This is a genomic window from uncultured Aquimarina sp. (genome assembly GCF_947492115.1).
Classification (GTDB): Bacteria; Bacteroidota; Bacteroidia; order Flavobacteriales; family Flavobacteriaceae; genus Aquimarina.
The window spans coordinates 769,993-783,955 of the sequence record NZ_CANLMM010000001.1; the positions used below are offsets into that span (position 1 = coordinate 769,993).

Below are 13,963 nucleotides of genomic sequence, written 5' to 3' on the forward strand. Positions count from 1 at the left end.
ATGGTTTGTCAATTACACAGAATCTATTTGATTTTTAGAGATTTTATTCTGTTAAAATTACCACGTCAAATTGTACTTCATCAGATAAAAGATTATCAGCTACACCACCGAAAATACTTCCTGAAGCATGCGTTATACCCCATTTTGTTCTATCAATTGCAAACTTTGTTTGAAACTTTACTCTACTATCATTTTCATCGATATTGGCATCAAATGATATCGTATTATTGATGTCTTTTATCATTAAATCTGCTTGTATTGTTACTTCAGAATTAGTCTTGTACAGTACTTCTCTAATATAAAGCCTAGCGATTGGATATTTCTCTGTATCAAAGAAGTCTTCATTTTTTAAATGATCTACTAATCCCTCATTATAACCACCATCTATATTTACAATAGTATTCATATCTACAATAAATTCTCCTCCTACAATTTTATCGTCCTTTTTATAAAATTCGCCACTTGAAAATTTTACTGTACCATAATGACCACCTGTATGTAGTTTATTAAATCCTTCCCATCTTAGTGAGCTACTATCAACTGATATTTTCATTACAGTGATCGAATCTAATAATGATGTTGGATTTTGATCTATAATATCTATTAATTCAATATCATAATGTAATGTAGAGTCTGGATGCGGAAATGTTATATTACCTGTTCTTTTGCTTAAAGATGGAGGAACTATTAATTCCTTAATTTCACCTTTTTGCATTCCAAGTAAACCTTCTTCTACTCCTTTAATCACCTGATTTCCTCCTACTAGAATTTTCAATGGATTTTGTCTATTTCTAGAAGTATATACAAGAGAATCATTCATATATCTTGTTGTCTCGTGGATTAGTACTTCCTGACCAGCAATTACTTTAGGCCCATTACCCGCTTTTATAATTTTATACTTCAATCCTGAGTCTGTTGTTATATAATCATTTGATTCTGAACAAGCATATAGCGATGTAATGGTAATTATGGATAGATAGATTTTAACAAATAAATCACTCCATTTATTCGCTCGAATTCTTACTTTAGTCTTCATAGATATTATTTTTTGATTACTTGAAGCTAAAGTAGTTTTGGTATAGGATTACCTATATAAATGAGTTGTAAAAAAGTGTATCACAATTGTAAATAATATGTAAATAATAGAATAATAAGCCATATTCATGAAAAAAAAGGTAAAAGTAGTCGCTATTCTTGTTGTTGTATTAATTGGATATATATCTATTTATAGTTTCTCTGCAAAACCTATATCTTTTTATCCAGAAAAAGTAAAAGTAGCTTTAAGGTCAGTTGGAAATCAATTGCTGTTAAAAAATAATGATACTACTTCCTTAGTATTACCTATAAAAAGAATCTCCGATAAAACATATGAAATATCTTTTCAAAAGGAAATTGCCATTAATCCTGAAGAGTTGGTAGAGATTATAGATGTAGAATTGAAAAAAACGAAACTTCCACAAAATTACATTACAGAACTAATAGATTGTACTACTAAAGAAGTGTCTTACAGCTATGAAGTATTAGGACCTATTGAAGAAAATAGTATTTCTTGTATTGGTAGAAACCTTCCAGAAAGCTGCTATACCATCAAAGTAATGATGCTAGATGATACCGATCACTCTTTATATGGTAGTGTAGGTAATGTATATACTTTTTCTCTATTAGTTTTACTTTTGATTGCAATGTCTAGCTTGACATTTTTCAAAAGAAAAGAACAAAATAACACTACAGAAGTGAACTCTAATCACAGGATTATTGGAGAATTTCTATTTTTTCCGGACCAACAAAAGCTAGTTAAAGATGAAACCGAAATTAGTTTAACAACTAAAGAAAGTGAAATTTTAAACTTACTTGCACGTCAACCGAATCAGATTATAAAAAGAGAACAACTTATCAAAGAAGTTTGGGAAGATAATGGAGTTATCGTTGGTAGAAGTTTAGATATGTTCATTTCCAAATTACGTAAAAAATTAACTAACAATGCTGAAGTTAAGATTGTAAACATTCATGGTGTTGGGTATAAGTTAGAAGTAACTACTAAAAACTAGACTACTTTATCTCATTAGGATTAAAAAAACAAGTGAATACTTAAAAACATAGAACATCTCACTAAACTACAAGTAAGATGTTCTATGTTCTAGATATATTAATGATGATGTTTTTGACCAAAGGGTTTAATAATAATGCCAACACTTAGGATAAAACCATCGGTTGGCGCATAAATTTCTGCAAAAGTTGGATTATCATTTGGTCCTGAAACTAATGGAGAAAATCTACTCTGTCTTCGATCCGTGAAATTTTCAAAATTCACAAAAACGGTGGCCCAATTAAAATTACGCATTCCTAAAAGCCCCATTTTAATAAAATCGGTAGTTTCAGTTCCATCGGATAATAATTGTCTTCCTATATAATACGATTCAAAACCTAATCTCCATTTTTCATTTTCATACATGATAACACTACCCGCATTATGTCTTGCAGTCAAAGGCTTTTGAGGATTACCATCTAGATAATTTAACCTAGTATCAATAAATGCATAGTTAAGAAACCACCTAAAGTCCTTATAACTAAATTTAATATTAGTTTCGGCTCCCCTACTAACAATATTATCATCAGCATTTTCATATTGAAAAAATCCAGTACCTGTATTTGTAAGTAACAATCCCTTCTGAATAGCGGTAATATAGAACAGTTGATTTACCGAAAAATTTATCTCATCAGTTAAATAGGTTTCGTAGTTAAAATCAAGATTTACGCCATAAGATCTTTCAGCCTCTAAATTATCCTTATCAATACCTAGTATGTTATTAAAATTGATAAATTCTGCTTCTTCGGTAAAAATATCAGGGATTTTATACCCTAGTCCTCCACCTATTCTACTAGAGAATGACTGATTAGCCTTGTATAGTAATGAAACTTTTGGTAATGGAAAAAACCCCCAATCCTTAGTATAATCTGCTCTAAAACCTGTTTCTAATATCCAATTATCAGTAAAATCATAGATATTATTTACAAATATTCCTGCAGTAAGATCACTTTGATCACGTTGTAAACCTATTGACTCTTCGTCAAAATCAGTAATATACAAATTAGCTCCAAAAACCCAGTCTGTTCTTTCTCCTATATTCTTATAAACAGCCTCTGTAAATGAGTTTAACTGGTTTCCTTTAAAATTAATGGTAGGTACTGTTAAATCCCTATCGAAATAGGAAAAACTATTTTTGATATAAAATGATTTTTCAGCATCAATGTTACTTTTGTATAAGGTTTGTGTACTTAAACGTCTTGAAATATTTTCTTCAGCATATAGATTATCTGCATTATTTTCTATAGCATCTAAATTACCTCCCAACCTATCATCATAGGTGGCATTAACTCCGAACCAAAAGGTTGTTTTATCCGATGGATAATAAAAAAACTTTGGGTTAATAGCAATTGATTTTGTTTCAGGAAGATTACTAAACTCATCATCATCTGGATCGAAAGCCTTTTGGTAATGACCAGATCCGTATAAAGTGACTCCAAACTTTTCATTCCTTTTACTATAAAACACATTTCCTGTAGTTCCTAAAGCATGAGTCTGTGTTAACATAATATCCATATCTGGCTCTTCTTCTGGTGTTTTAGAAATTAAATTTACTAAACCAGCGATCGCACCACCACCATAAAGTGTAGAAGAACTTCCTTTAATAATCTCAAACTGCTTTAAATCCAAAGGAGGAATATGTAGAATACTTAAACCACTAGAAAAACCAGAATACAAAGGAAAACCATCTCTTAGAAGTTGTGTATATCTTCCATCAAGACCTTGAATTCTTATATTAGCATTTCCACTACTTAATGAAGTTTGTTGCATTTGTATTCCTGTACTTTCTCTCAATACCATAGAAATATTGGTAGCATTCATTGCATTCTTTTCGCTTAACTCTTCTCCTCCAATAAATTCAATTCTAGTAGGAATTCTTTTAAAAGTTCTTGTGCTACGATTAGATTCCAAAATTACTTCTTCTAGCGCTTCTCCATCCTCATGAAGATAAACTGTTAAGATCTCTGGATAAGGTATTTCAATCGTGTTTTCAATAGATTTAAAACCCAAAAAAGACACTTTATACACGTATGTTCCTTTTGGAATATCATTTATTACGGCAATACCATCTAAGTCAGTGATACTACCTTTATCTATATCTTTTAAATAAACTGTTGCACCAATTAGTGGTTCATTTGTATCTTCTGATAATACTTTTATCGTAATACTATGTGTTTGCCCATTTACATATGCAAATGAGAAAATAAGGAGCACAACACTCCATATTGTATTTTTCATTATGAAATAAAAATTAAAATTAGTTTATGTATCTATAAATAGAATTCGAATGAATTCAATTAAAAATTAGGACATAAACCGTGGCGGCTGCCATATATCAGAAAGAAAGTGATATATATATTGTGGTTGAATTGTGAAATCATCTTTAGAAATAATTTCAGGTTTTATTTCTAAAACATATTGTTTTTGTAATTCATAGGTAATGGTTACCCCACAACATAGACATATGCAAAGTTCCGAACAAGAATCTTCCTCATCATGAGAATGATCATGATCTCCATAAAATGAAAATTTACCCTCTTCATTTATCTCAAAAGCATCTTCGCATGGTTTTATTGTTAAACCAAGTATGAAAATGGATAAAAGGACACAAAAAAATCTCATATCTTTTGCAAAGATAAATGAAAAGAAAATTGAGACGATTAAAGTTGATGAATTTTTATGGGAAAATACTTTTACATTATGAACTGTAACAATTTATGATCTAAAGCTTCTTATAAAATATAATACAGAGAACTATATCCTATATTAATCATAAAAACAAATAATTATTAGCTGGTTGCATTTAAATAAATGAAGAAAATAAATACTATAAAAAAAGAAATTTTTCCTGCATTATTGGTATATATATTCACTTGGTTTCTTAGCATAACACTTGTTATAATTGGCGCTATGAATCAAGGGCTTACATTTTCAGAATCTTTCGAAATATTTGGAAATGCTTTGGTTAAAACAAGGTTTGCCATTGTAATACACATTTTCTTTGTGATATTATTTCTAATCTATTTAGTCTTAAGATATTTTATAAGAGTTTACAAAAAAAGAGGTTTCAAAATAATGTCTAAACAATTTTCAGTACGACTTCTGATGCCTTTAGTTTTAATTTTTGGAATTTATAAACTCTTAATCTTTAAAAACAGTTTTGAGAATTTTGATTACAATTGGATACAAACGGTTGAAAACAATACAGGAATCTCTAAAGATTTGTATCAAAAGGATGGAAAACATCGTGGTATGAGTGTTTTTGGTTGGTTTAATGAAGATTTTGATGCAATTGATGATCTTATTAAAACGAACATAGAATGGGTAGCAGTAGTCCCATTTTTAGATCAAGAAAACGAAGAATCTATGGAAATGCGGATTCCTAAAGAAATTGGTAAATGGTCAAAAAGAGATAGTCTTCATCTAAGAACCATAGCAGCACTTCGAGAGAACAACATACATGTCATGCTAAAACCACACCTGTGGTTAGGTACTGGTTGGAGATCCAATATAAACCATGCTAAGAAAGAGAACTGGGATATTTGGTTTGAGTCTTATCGTAAAAATATGCTGCATTACGCTAAAATGGCAGCAGATACAAATGTTGAATTATTTTGTATTGGCACAGAATTGCGAAGTTCATTGGAAAATCAACCAAAAAAATGGATCGAATTAGTTAAAGAAATTAAAAATGTATATCAAGGTAAGCTAACGTATGCAGCGAATTGGGATGGTGAGTTTGAGAATGTTGAATTTTGGGATGAATTAGATTATATTGGTATCCAGGCGTATTTCCCTTTAACTGAAGTCTCATCGCCCGATCTAGATGTAATCAAAAAGGGTTGGGAAAGATATACAAAAACGCTATCAAGTTTATCCAAAAAACATGATAAACCAATCTTGTTTACTGAAGTAGGTTATAAAAGCGAAGTTTCTGCTACCATTAAACCATGGGAATGGGGATCAGCATTTAGTATCTTATCTAAGCAAAAGTCTGACAAAACACAACAACTCGCCTACCAAGCGCTTTTTGAAGAATTTTGGGACAAAGAATGGTTTGCAGGATCATATATTTGGCAATGGAACATACAATCTAAAAAAGAAAATGCGCCTACCAATTTAGATTTTTCTCCAAGATTTAAACCAGCGGAAAATACTATTGCTAAATGGTATGGAACAACTGGTAAAGAGTAACTACAGAGATATAAAGCTAACTTACACCCTACTCATATAGATAGTATTTGATCAATATTTAAAAAATGCAACCAAAATGTTGCGTATTAAATAATTTTGATTAAATTAGCAACCGTAAAGTTGCATAATATTAATCATTTAAAAAACGAACATCATGAAAGATCGAATTATCAAAGAACGTATTCTTAAACATCCAATTGACAAAATATGGAATGCTATTACCAAACAAGAAGAAATATCCAATTGGTTTCTACCTGCTGATTTCAATGCTGAAGTAGGTTACCATTATACCTTTAACTCACCTGATAAAGAAAATTGCGAACCTATTATTGGCATTATTAAACAAGCAACACCTTACACCCTAATCTATACTTGGAAGATTGAAGGTACCGACGTAGATACCATAGTGAAATGGGAACTTACTGAAACTTCTGAAGGCACTAAATTGGTATTAGAACATTCAGGGATTTCTAATTATGCTGGTACAACAGCTATTGAAATGTATACCAGTTTTAATGGTGGATGGGATAACTGCTTAACTGGTCTTTTAAATTATTTAATTCAAGAAGTTCATGCAGGATAAAATCACTCGTATATTGAAGGCTATTGCAGATCCCACAAGACGCGAAATTTTTCACGCTCTTGTTGTTACAGCAACCGCGCTTCCTATCACTCAGGTATCTAGTCAATTCGACATTAGTAGACAGGGTGTTACTAAACATTTAAAAACGCTTGAAGATGCTGGTCTGATTACTATAAGTACAAGAGGAAGAGAACGCTTTTGTAGTGCAGATACCAAACCACTTATAGAAGTTAGCAAATGGTTAAAATTCTATGAAAAATTCTGGGATGACTCCCTAGACAATTTAGGATCTTATTTAGATCAAAGTTCTTAATAGCATAAGATCTAATTCAAGCCAATAGCATCATATATTTGTACCTTATTCCAAAGAAAAGAAGCTTCTTCAATAAATAAAAGATGAGCATCTTCTTTTTGGTATAAATCCTGTTCTTCTTTAGAAGAAAAAGTTACAACAATATTATAGGTATAGGTATTATCTACTACTTCCCTATCTGTTCCTGCGGGAGTTCCCACAAAATTGGTTTTTGCGTATTTAGAGGTTTTTAAAAATTTATCTAACGCAACTTCAAATTTCTTTCTATCGTCTGGATTATTTGGATTTTTAAGCCAAATATATACTGAATGAACAAAATGCTTGTCAAATACCTCTTCTCTATTATTGCAAGACGATACTGATAAAATCATTACACTAATCAATAATAAACAGCATACACGATATACTTTGTTCCATTGCCTTAAGAGATTCATATTATAAAAATTAGTTAGTTTTTAAATTTACAAAAACTAACTGTTGTTTACATAAAATAAAAGATTAAACGAGTAATAATTCTATAGACGTAATACATAATTTTGGTATTACAATGTTTATAACTACATTGTTTTTACAAAACAACTTAATAACCAATCAATTATGAATACAAATATCAAAATCCCCATCTGGTTCTGGATTATAAGCGTTATTGCATTATTATGGAATCTTATGGGAGTGATGGCCTATTTGGCACAGGCATACATGACTGATGAGATCTTAAAAACGATGCCAGAAGCAGATCAAAACTTTTATAACAATATTCCCGCGTGGGTAACTGCCGTTTTTGCAATAGCTGTGTTTTCTGGAACTCTTGGATCTATTGCATTACTAATAAAGAAAAAATGGGCTATCATATTGTTTATCATTTCCTTAGTAACTGTACTTGCCCAACAATTTTATAATTTCTTTATTCAGGATTTTGTAGCATTAACTGGTCAACGAATTTATATGCCTATTTGTATTGTGGTATTTGGAGCATTCCTAATTTGGTTCTCTAAATATGCAAACAATAAAGGATGGATTTCATAAAACCTATAATTCCTTTTAAACAAAAGCAGTATTTAAATTAATACTGCTTTTGTTTTGTATAAAGCTATCTACATCTTATTCCTCTAGATCTTTAAGGATATTCTCTGCTGCTTCCATGTTTTTACCATATATCTTTTTTACCCACTTTGCGAAGAATATGAAAAAGATAATCCCAAAAGGTATAAAAAATGCTATTGACCAAAGTTTATCTACATCATCAAACAAGTCCTTCCCTCCTATTATTTTTGAGGTAACCGGAAGAATTAAAAATATCAATAAAAAACTCAAATAATATGAAGCTTTTTGAAGTGATTGGAATTGTTTTTTGTGTTTTGTATAGGTAATTAATGTATCCTTATATGTATTTTCATAAAAATTAATACTACTCATTTTATTAATGGATCGCAATGACAAAACTGGCAATACTAATAATATAATGGCACAACTAACTCCAAATACTGCATTATACCAAGTATCAAGGGTGTTTAACTTTACAATTATTAAAATAGCCATTGCATAACAAATAATAGTTCCTAAAATCTCTGGATAGGCAATTTTGTTCCATTTTTTTCTGTATCGCTCCTGTGTCATCATAATAATCATTTTATCGGTTAATTTTTTTTGTTTTTCTAATTGGTCACTTATATCAGACCATACTGTTTGCATTTCCTCTAATTCCATCCCCATTTATTTTTTAATTATTTGCGTCTTCAATTTTTGTTTTATTCTAGAAATACGTGTTCCAACATTTGTAGCACTTAATCCAGTAATTGTAGCTATCTCTTCGTACTTTTTTCCCTCTAATAGTAATAAAATCAAACCTTTTTCGAGATCATTAAGCATTTTTATATGAGCATATACAACCTTTAATTTCTCTTCGAATTCCGTGTCGTAATTCTCTGTCTGTTTCAATACTACCTGATCAATCCCAACTTTGCTTCCTTTTCTTTTTTCCTTTCTTAATCTAGTTATTGCAGTATTTAAGGCAACTCTATACATCCAGGTACTAATTTTGGCATCACCTCTAAAACTATCATAGGCTTTCCATAATTGATACACTATTTCCTGATACAAATCCTGTTGGTCTTCAGATTGATCTGTATACACGGTTGTTATTTTGAAAATAACACCTTCATTTTGTTTAATAATGCGAGTAAATTCTTCTTCCTTACTCATTTTTAGATTCCATTTTCTATATAAGTATACCTTATGATTAAAAAATCACATTATTTCTAAAAAAAATTGAAAAAACTTTTATATGAAGTTATAAAAAGTAGTGGAAACCACTTAAAAAAACGGTAGATCGTCGAATAAAAATGGATGAAAAAATTATTCCTTTACTACTATTAAAGTAGCTTTTACACCTGTTGTAAGGTTCCATTCATTAGCGGTAATGATATTACCCTGGTCATCATGAAGTTGGAATTCTGCGGTATTTGGACCAGAAGTACCTTGATTTAAAGCTTGAATATCGATTTTATTAAAACCTTTTATAAGATCAATTTTAAAACCCTGAAAAACAGCATCTAAATAAACACTAGAACGGATAACATCATCGTTCAAAAAGATTCGTACTAAATCTCCGTCTACTGATTCATGGTCCCTATAAATAAGATAAACAAACTCTGAATTACTTTTAAAATCACCCAAGTACTGGTCTGATTTATATTCTTCCTTTATTTCTTTATCTTTTTGAAACCATTTAGGAACTGACTTAAAATTTGGTTTTAAAAGTCCATTATTACCTGTCATATCAAAAGGTTTCTGCGTTCTATTAAATCGAATAGAATCTTCTAAGCTGGTATATAAAGAAAAGTTGTTTTTAGGTTTTGTTAAACCCGGAGTAAGTTTATAAGTACTGGTTTTTAAATCACTGTTTTTGTCTATTTGTAAAGATGAAATAGGTTTTTCTATTTGTGCCTGTAGCGTAGCTACAAACCACAAAAAAAATATCGATATAACAGTTGATTTCGTCTTCATTCTTCCTTTATGCCATATAGTCGTTAAAGATAACTAATCCCTTACTTTTTTCTGTTAATTACTTTCAAAAACTCTACCAAACTACGAATAAACCGTACAAAACATCAAAAATCACATATTAACAAAAAAAACACCCGTTGATACTTGTAAGATAAATCCGATATTTATTATTTTGTTATAAAAAACAACCCATGTATATTTTCCCTATAATAATTGTTCTTTTAGCAGTAGTCATTTTTTTAGGTTTTCGATATATCAGTTTAGCATCTAAACTTAAACGGAAAAATGATGAATTAAGTACTTTAATTAGTTCTACAGAAAAAAAAGAACAAAAAAATCAAGAGTTTATTTCTTCTTTGAGTCAAGAATTAAGAACTCCGTTATACGGAATTATGGGATTAACCAATATTTTGGTAAATGAACACCCAGAATTGTCGGATAATAAAAATCTTAAATCCCTAAAGTTTTCTGGAGATTATCTATTAACGCTCATCAATAATGTATTACAGGTTAATGTGCTGGAAACTGAAAAAATAGAGGTTGATAAGCAGCAGATTGATCTTAGAGAACTAACTCAAAATGTGGTTAATTCTTTTAGTTACGCTACCGAAAATAGTGGTAATACACTAAATTTAGAGTTCGATGATGAAATTCCAGAAAAGCTTATTGGAAATTCTTCTATCCTTTCACAAATTTTAATGAACTTGATTAGTAACGCCTTACGCTTTACTAAAAATGGAAATATTGTTTTTTCTGTCAATTTAATTACCAAAAAAGGAAGTATGAATAATATTTCTTTTAAAATTAAGCATGATGGAAACGAGATTACAAAAGAAGATGAAAGATCTATATACCAAGAGTTTATTGATATTGATAAGGTGAAAAAATCGTATTTAGGAAGTGGACTTAATTCATTAATCGTAAGAGGATTGGCTAAATCTATTGAAGGAGAAATTATCGTACAAAATAATTCTCATGCAGGATCTGAATATGCGTTTGTAGTAGACTTAGAAACTGTGAACGAAAATGCGAGCACAAATAATGAGTCTACAGGGAATGAAAAACAAAAAGCACTAATAGTTGATGACAATAAACTAAATTTATTAGTAGCTAATAAAATTTTATCCAAAGAAAATTTTGAATGCACAACAATAGATAACGGGTTTGATGCTATTGAACTTGCCAAAGATAATTCTTACGACATTATTTTAATGGATATAAACATGCCTAAACTTAATGGTATAGGAACCACAAAAAGAATACGAGAATTTGATCATAAAACACCTATTATTGCACTAACTGCTGTAGATGTGACTCAGTTAAATAGACAGATTATGCAAGCGGGTTTAAACGACTATATATTAAAACCTTATGATAAGAATATCTTATTAGAAATGATCCATAAACATATACCGAATAGTTTTTAGTAAATAACTATTTCTTGTCCGATATTTAGTACTGAATTATATCTTATTTCATTAATCTTACAGATTTCCGAAACTTCAATGTCATGTTTCCTAGCGATACCATGCAATGTATCTCCTTTCTGAACAACATAAACACTTCTAGTAGTTGGCTCTTCAATTATTTTCTCTATCGTTTGTTGAACTACTATTTTACTTTTTCTTGTAGAACGATGTGATCTAGGCGTCATCCACTTTTTGGTAACCGCAATTTGTTCAGACCTTACTTTGGTATTTTCAGAGAAATCAAAAAGATATTCAGGATGTATGCTTTTACCATGGTAGCGCACTTCCAAATGTAAATGACTTCCTCTAGCATTCCCAGATACTCCACCTTTACCGATAACTTGTCCTTTTTCTACAAGATCATTTTCTTTTACCATATATTTAGAAAGATGAGCATAAACGGTTTCTAAACCATTTTCATGTCTTATAACTACCGTTTTTCCATGACCAGAATGTCGTCTTGCATATCTAACTTTCCCACCAAGTAAAGCTTTTACATTATCGCCTGTCTGAAGATCAATATCTATACCTTGATGTGCTCTTCCTCTTCTCCAACCATACCTAGAGGTAACCACCATTTTATGATCAACAGGTGAAGAGAATACAGAATCCTTAAAATGAAGCAAAAAAGGACGTTTATCGAATTTCTTTTTCAAAAAAGTATTGAAAACCTTGGTATTCCAATTTTCATCATATACGCTTGTGATGATTTCCTTATTTATAACTCCTTCTTCTTCGTTATTCTGAGTAATAATATATTGCCGATTAACCTTGTAGATAGGCAAATATGTCTTCTTACCATCTAAGACCAATTCTTTGTAATCCAATAAAACTTTAGCCTTAGTATTATCGGAATATTGTGCAAACAAAGATGAAGTAGCTATACCGACTAGAGTTAATAAGAACGTGAGTTTCCCTTTATTCAAAAACATGAATGTCAAAAATTTTAAATCCTAAGTAATTTTTATTCAAAGCACTTTCATTTTTAAGTAAGACGATATTTTGTTTAAGGCGTTACAATAATATTAATTATTCATTTAATAACAATATTTCTTTTTTAAAAGCAGTTAAACAAACAAATGGTTAAAAATCAAAATATTACGCAAAAAGCCTTGATATATTTACCGTAAAAACAATACGGGATATGTTTTTTATGTAAACTTTTTAACATATTTTAAGAATTTAATGTGAAAAGTTTAGTAGGTAAAATTATAATAAAATGCTCCACAATCAGTTTTAGGTAGCATATAAAAGATTAATTAAATAACCATGAAAAAAGTATTCACACTAATCGCATTATCTGGAGCCTTGATGACTACCTCTTGTGTATCAAAGAAGAAGTATTTGGCTCTTGAGCAAGATCTAAACAATACGCGTAGTACATTACAGAAGACTACCGTAGAGAAAGAAGAGCTTGAGTCTAAATTTGCAAAAATTGAAGCAAGAGTTGCTGATTATAACGCAAAGATTAACTCTCTAAGAGACTCTAATAATGAAAAAATGGTGATGGTGGATGACCTAGCTGTAATCTCTAACAACACCAAAAAGAAAATGAATGAAACCCTTGCTCAGGTTAGTCCTGAAAAATTACAAGGTGCTAGAACATTACAAGACTCAATGAATCTTGCAGTTTCTCATAATTTGAAGAATTCATTAGATGACAGCTTAAAAGAGGATGAAGATATTTCTATCGATATTGATCAAACGGTAGTAATGATCTCTATTTCGGACAAGATGCTATTTAATAGTGGAAGCTACAGAGTAAGTAATAAAGCAAATGATATCCTTGAAAAACTTGCTCAAGTAATTAACTCAGAGCCAAGTCTTGATGTAATGATTGAGGGACACACAGATCCTAGAACTATCAGTACTCCTGCATTAGAAGATAACTGGGATTTAAGTGTTAAAAGAGCAACTTCTATTACTAGATTATTACAAAATAAGTATAATGTAGATCCTGCTAAATTAATCGCTTCTGGAAGAAGCAGTTACCAGCCATTAGTTGAAAATGACACGGAAGAAAATATGGCAATCAACAGACGTACAAGAATTGTATTATTACCAAATCTTGACAAATTCTTTGCAATGTTATCTTCTAACTAAGAAGAAAGAATTTATAATATCAAAAAAGGCCGCCATTAGGTGGTCTTTTTTTTGTTTACAATTCGTTTGTTAGATTCAAATATCAGCACCATGAATCAATACAAAACGTAAATATTGTAATACCATTTTGTCTTTAATTAAAACCACATAAGCTATCTATCCTTGGATTTGAACTAATTATAAAGTATTTACTTTAAATTACCGCACAA

15 protein-coding genes are annotated in these 13,963 nt (G+C 30.3%); 7 read left to right on the forward strand and 8 right to left on the reverse strand.

Annotation, left to right across the window (positions count from 1 at the left end):
• Positions 1-43: 43 nt before the first annotated feature.
• A complete protein-coding gene (locus Q1A73_RS03500; protein ID WP_299601613.1) occupies positions 44-1,036 on the reverse strand; it encodes a YceI family protein in 993 nt (330 codons plus the stop codon).
• 127 nt (positions 1,037-1,163) lie between these two features.
• Here Q1A73_RS03500 and Q1A73_RS03505 point away from each other — a divergent pair, with 127 nt between their 5' ends.
• Entirely contained in the window at positions 1,164-2,048 is an 885-nt protein-coding gene (locus tag Q1A73_RS03505; RefSeq protein ID WP_299601618.1) for a winged helix-turn-helix domain-containing protein, read from the forward strand.
• 98 nt (positions 2,049-2,146) lie between these two features.
• Here the strand turns inward: Q1A73_RS03505 and Q1A73_RS03510 are convergent, their stop codons facing one another.
• Together Q1A73_RS03510 and Q1A73_RS03515 are read right to left on the reverse strand one after the other, a co-directional pair.
• Positions 2,147-4,324 carry a TonB-dependent receptor gene (locus tag Q1A73_RS03510; RefSeq protein ID WP_299601623.1) on the reverse strand — a complete coding sequence of 726 codons (2,178 nt, stop codon included), beginning with the start codon at positions 4,322-4,324 and terminating at the stop codon, positions 2,147-2,149.
• A 66-nt stretch (positions 4,325-4,390) separates the two neighbouring features.
• On the reverse strand, positions 4,391-4,708 hold the full coding sequence (locus tag Q1A73_RS03515) for a DUF6660 family protein (protein ID WP_299601626.1): 318 nt from the start codon (positions 4,706-4,708) through the stop codon (positions 4,391-4,393).
• A 189-nt stretch (positions 4,709-4,897) separates the two neighbouring features.
• Here Q1A73_RS03515 and Q1A73_RS03520 point away from each other — a divergent pair, with 189 nt between their 5' ends.
• From Q1A73_RS03520 to Q1A73_RS03530, 3 genes are all read left to right on the forward strand, one after another.
• On the forward strand, positions 4,898-6,280 hold the full coding sequence (locus tag Q1A73_RS03520; RefSeq protein WP_299601631.1) for a hypothetical protein: 1,383 nt from the start codon (positions 4,898-4,900) through the stop codon (positions 6,278-6,280).
• A 154-nt stretch (positions 6,281-6,434) separates the two neighbouring features.
• Positions 6,435-6,863, forward strand: coding sequence for an SRPBCC domain-containing protein (locus Q1A73_RS03525; RefSeq protein WP_299601636.1), 429 nt, complete (start codon positions 6,435-6,437; stop codon positions 6,861-6,863).
• A complete protein-coding gene (locus Q1A73_RS03530) occupies positions 6,853-7,176 on the forward strand; it encodes a metalloregulator ArsR/SmtB family transcription factor (protein ID WP_299601640.1) in 324 nt (107 codons plus the stop codon). Before Q1A73_RS03525 ends, Q1A73_RS03530 begins: the two co-directional genes overlap by 11 nt.
• A gap of 11 nt (positions 7,177-7,187) precedes the next feature.
• Here the strand turns inward: Q1A73_RS03530 and Q1A73_RS03535 are convergent, their stop codons facing one another.
• Positions 7,188-7,610, reverse strand: coding sequence for a Dabb family protein (locus tag Q1A73_RS03535; protein WP_299601644.1), 423 nt, complete (start codon positions 7,608-7,610; stop codon positions 7,188-7,190).
• Between the two features lie 163 nt (positions 7,611-7,773).
• Here Q1A73_RS03535 and Q1A73_RS03540 point away from each other — a divergent pair, with 163 nt between their 5' ends.
• The gene (locus Q1A73_RS03540; protein ID WP_299601647.1) at positions 7,774-8,202 is read left to right on the forward strand and encodes a hypothetical protein; all 429 of its coding nucleotides are present in this window, start codon (positions 7,774-7,776) and stop codon (positions 8,200-8,202) included.
• Positions 8,203-8,277: 75 nt separating this feature from the next.
• Here Q1A73_RS03540 and Q1A73_RS03545 read toward each other — a convergent pair whose 3' ends face one another.
• The 3 genes from Q1A73_RS03545 to Q1A73_RS03555 form a co-directional block, all read right to left on the reverse strand.
• Positions 8,278-8,883 carry a hypothetical protein gene (locus Q1A73_RS03545; protein WP_299601650.1) on the reverse strand — a complete coding sequence of 202 codons (606 nt, stop codon included), beginning with the start codon at positions 8,881-8,883 and terminating at the stop codon, positions 8,278-8,280.
• 6 nt (positions 8,884-8,889) lie between these two features.
• Positions 8,890-9,378 carry a sigma-70 family RNA polymerase sigma factor gene (locus Q1A73_RS03550; RefSeq protein ID WP_299601652.1) on the reverse strand — a complete coding sequence of 163 codons (489 nt, stop codon included), beginning with the start codon at positions 9,376-9,378 and terminating at the stop codon, positions 8,890-8,892.
• A gap of 153 nt (positions 9,379-9,531) precedes the next feature.
• A complete protein-coding gene (locus Q1A73_RS03555; protein WP_299601655.1) occupies positions 9,532-10,182 on the reverse strand; it encodes a hypothetical protein in 651 nt (216 codons plus the stop codon).
• A gap of 191 nt (positions 10,183-10,373) precedes the next feature.
• Between Q1A73_RS03555 and Q1A73_RS03560 the strand changes: the two genes are divergently transcribed.
• Complete coding sequence (locus Q1A73_RS03560; RefSeq protein ID WP_299601658.1) at positions 10,374-11,609, forward strand: response regulator; 1,236 nt, start codon at positions 10,374-10,376, stop codon at positions 11,607-11,609.
• On the opposite strand, the gene Q1A73_RS03565 is transcribed toward Q1A73_RS03560, so the two are convergent.
• Complete coding sequence (locus Q1A73_RS03565; protein WP_299601660.1) at positions 11,606-12,583, reverse strand: M23 family metallopeptidase; 978 nt, start codon at positions 12,581-12,583, stop codon at positions 11,606-11,608. The two genes, Q1A73_RS03560 and Q1A73_RS03565, sit on opposite strands and share 4 nt — an antisense overlap.
• Positions 12,584-12,920: 337 nt before the next feature.
• Here Q1A73_RS03565 and Q1A73_RS03570 point away from each other — a divergent pair, with 337 nt between their 5' ends.
• The gene (locus Q1A73_RS03570; protein ID WP_299601663.1) at positions 12,921-13,754 is read left to right on the forward strand and encodes an OmpA family protein; all 834 of its coding nucleotides are present in this window, start codon (positions 12,921-12,923) and stop codon (positions 13,752-13,754) included.
• Positions 13,755-13,963 lie beyond the last annotated feature (209 nt).

What these genes read in the sequence shown, in the direction of transcription:
- Q1A73_RS03535 (WP_299601644.1), bottom strand. Translation starts at nt 7,610, where the DNA reads ATGAATCTCTTAAGGCAATGGAACAAAGTATATCGTGTATGCTGTTTA.
- Q1A73_RS03500 (WP_299601613.1), bottom strand. Translation starts at nt 1,036, where the DNA reads ATGAAGACTAAAGTAAGAATTCGAGCGAATAAATGGAGTGATTTATTT.
- Q1A73_RS03565 (WP_299601660.1), bottom strand. Translation starts at nt 12,583, where the DNA reads ATGTTTTTGAATAAAGGGAAACTCACGTTCTTATTAACTCTAGTCGGT.
- Q1A73_RS03555 (WP_299601655.1), bottom strand. Translation starts at nt 10,182, where the DNA reads ATGAAGACGAAATCAACTGTTATATCGATATTTTTTTTGTGGTTTGTA.
- Q1A73_RS03520 (WP_299601631.1), top strand. Translation starts at nt 4,898, where the DNA reads ATGAAGAAAATAAATACTATAAAAAAAGAAATTTTTCCTGCATTATTG.
- Q1A73_RS03570 (WP_299601663.1), top strand. Translation starts at nt 12,921, where the DNA reads ATGAAAAAAGTATTCACACTAATCGCATTATCTGGAGCCTTGATGACT.
- Q1A73_RS03525 (WP_299601636.1), top strand. Translation starts at nt 6,435, where the DNA reads ATGAAAGATCGAATTATCAAAGAACGTATTCTTAAACATCCAATTGAC.
- Q1A73_RS03530 (WP_299601640.1), top strand. Translation starts at nt 6,853, where the DNA reads ATGCAGGATAAAATCACTCGTATATTGAAGGCTATTGCAGATCCCACA.
- Q1A73_RS03510 (WP_299601623.1), bottom strand. Translation starts at nt 4,324, where the DNA reads ATGAAAAATACAATATGGAGTGTTGTGCTCCTTATTTTCTCATTTGCA.
- Q1A73_RS03550 (WP_299601652.1), bottom strand. Translation starts at nt 9,378, where the DNA reads ATGAGTAAGGAAGAAGAATTTACTCGCATTATTAAACAAAATGAAGGT.
- Q1A73_RS03540 (WP_299601647.1), top strand. Translation starts at nt 7,774, where the DNA reads ATGAATACAAATATCAAAATCCCCATCTGGTTCTGGATTATAAGCGTT.
- Q1A73_RS03515 (WP_299601626.1), bottom strand. Translation starts at nt 4,708, where the DNA reads ATGAGATTTTTTTGTGTCCTTTTATCCATTTTCATACTTGGTTTAACA.
- Q1A73_RS03505 (WP_299601618.1), top strand. Translation starts at nt 1,164, where the DNA reads ATGAAAAAAAAGGTAAAAGTAGTCGCTATTCTTGTTGTTGTATTAATT.
- Q1A73_RS03560 (WP_299601658.1), top strand. Translation starts at nt 10,374, where the DNA reads ATGTATATTTTCCCTATAATAATTGTTCTTTTAGCAGTAGTCATTTTT.
- Q1A73_RS03545 (WP_299601650.1), bottom strand. Translation starts at nt 8,883, where the DNA reads ATGGAATTAGAGGAAATGCAAACAGTATGGTCTGATATAAGTGACCAA.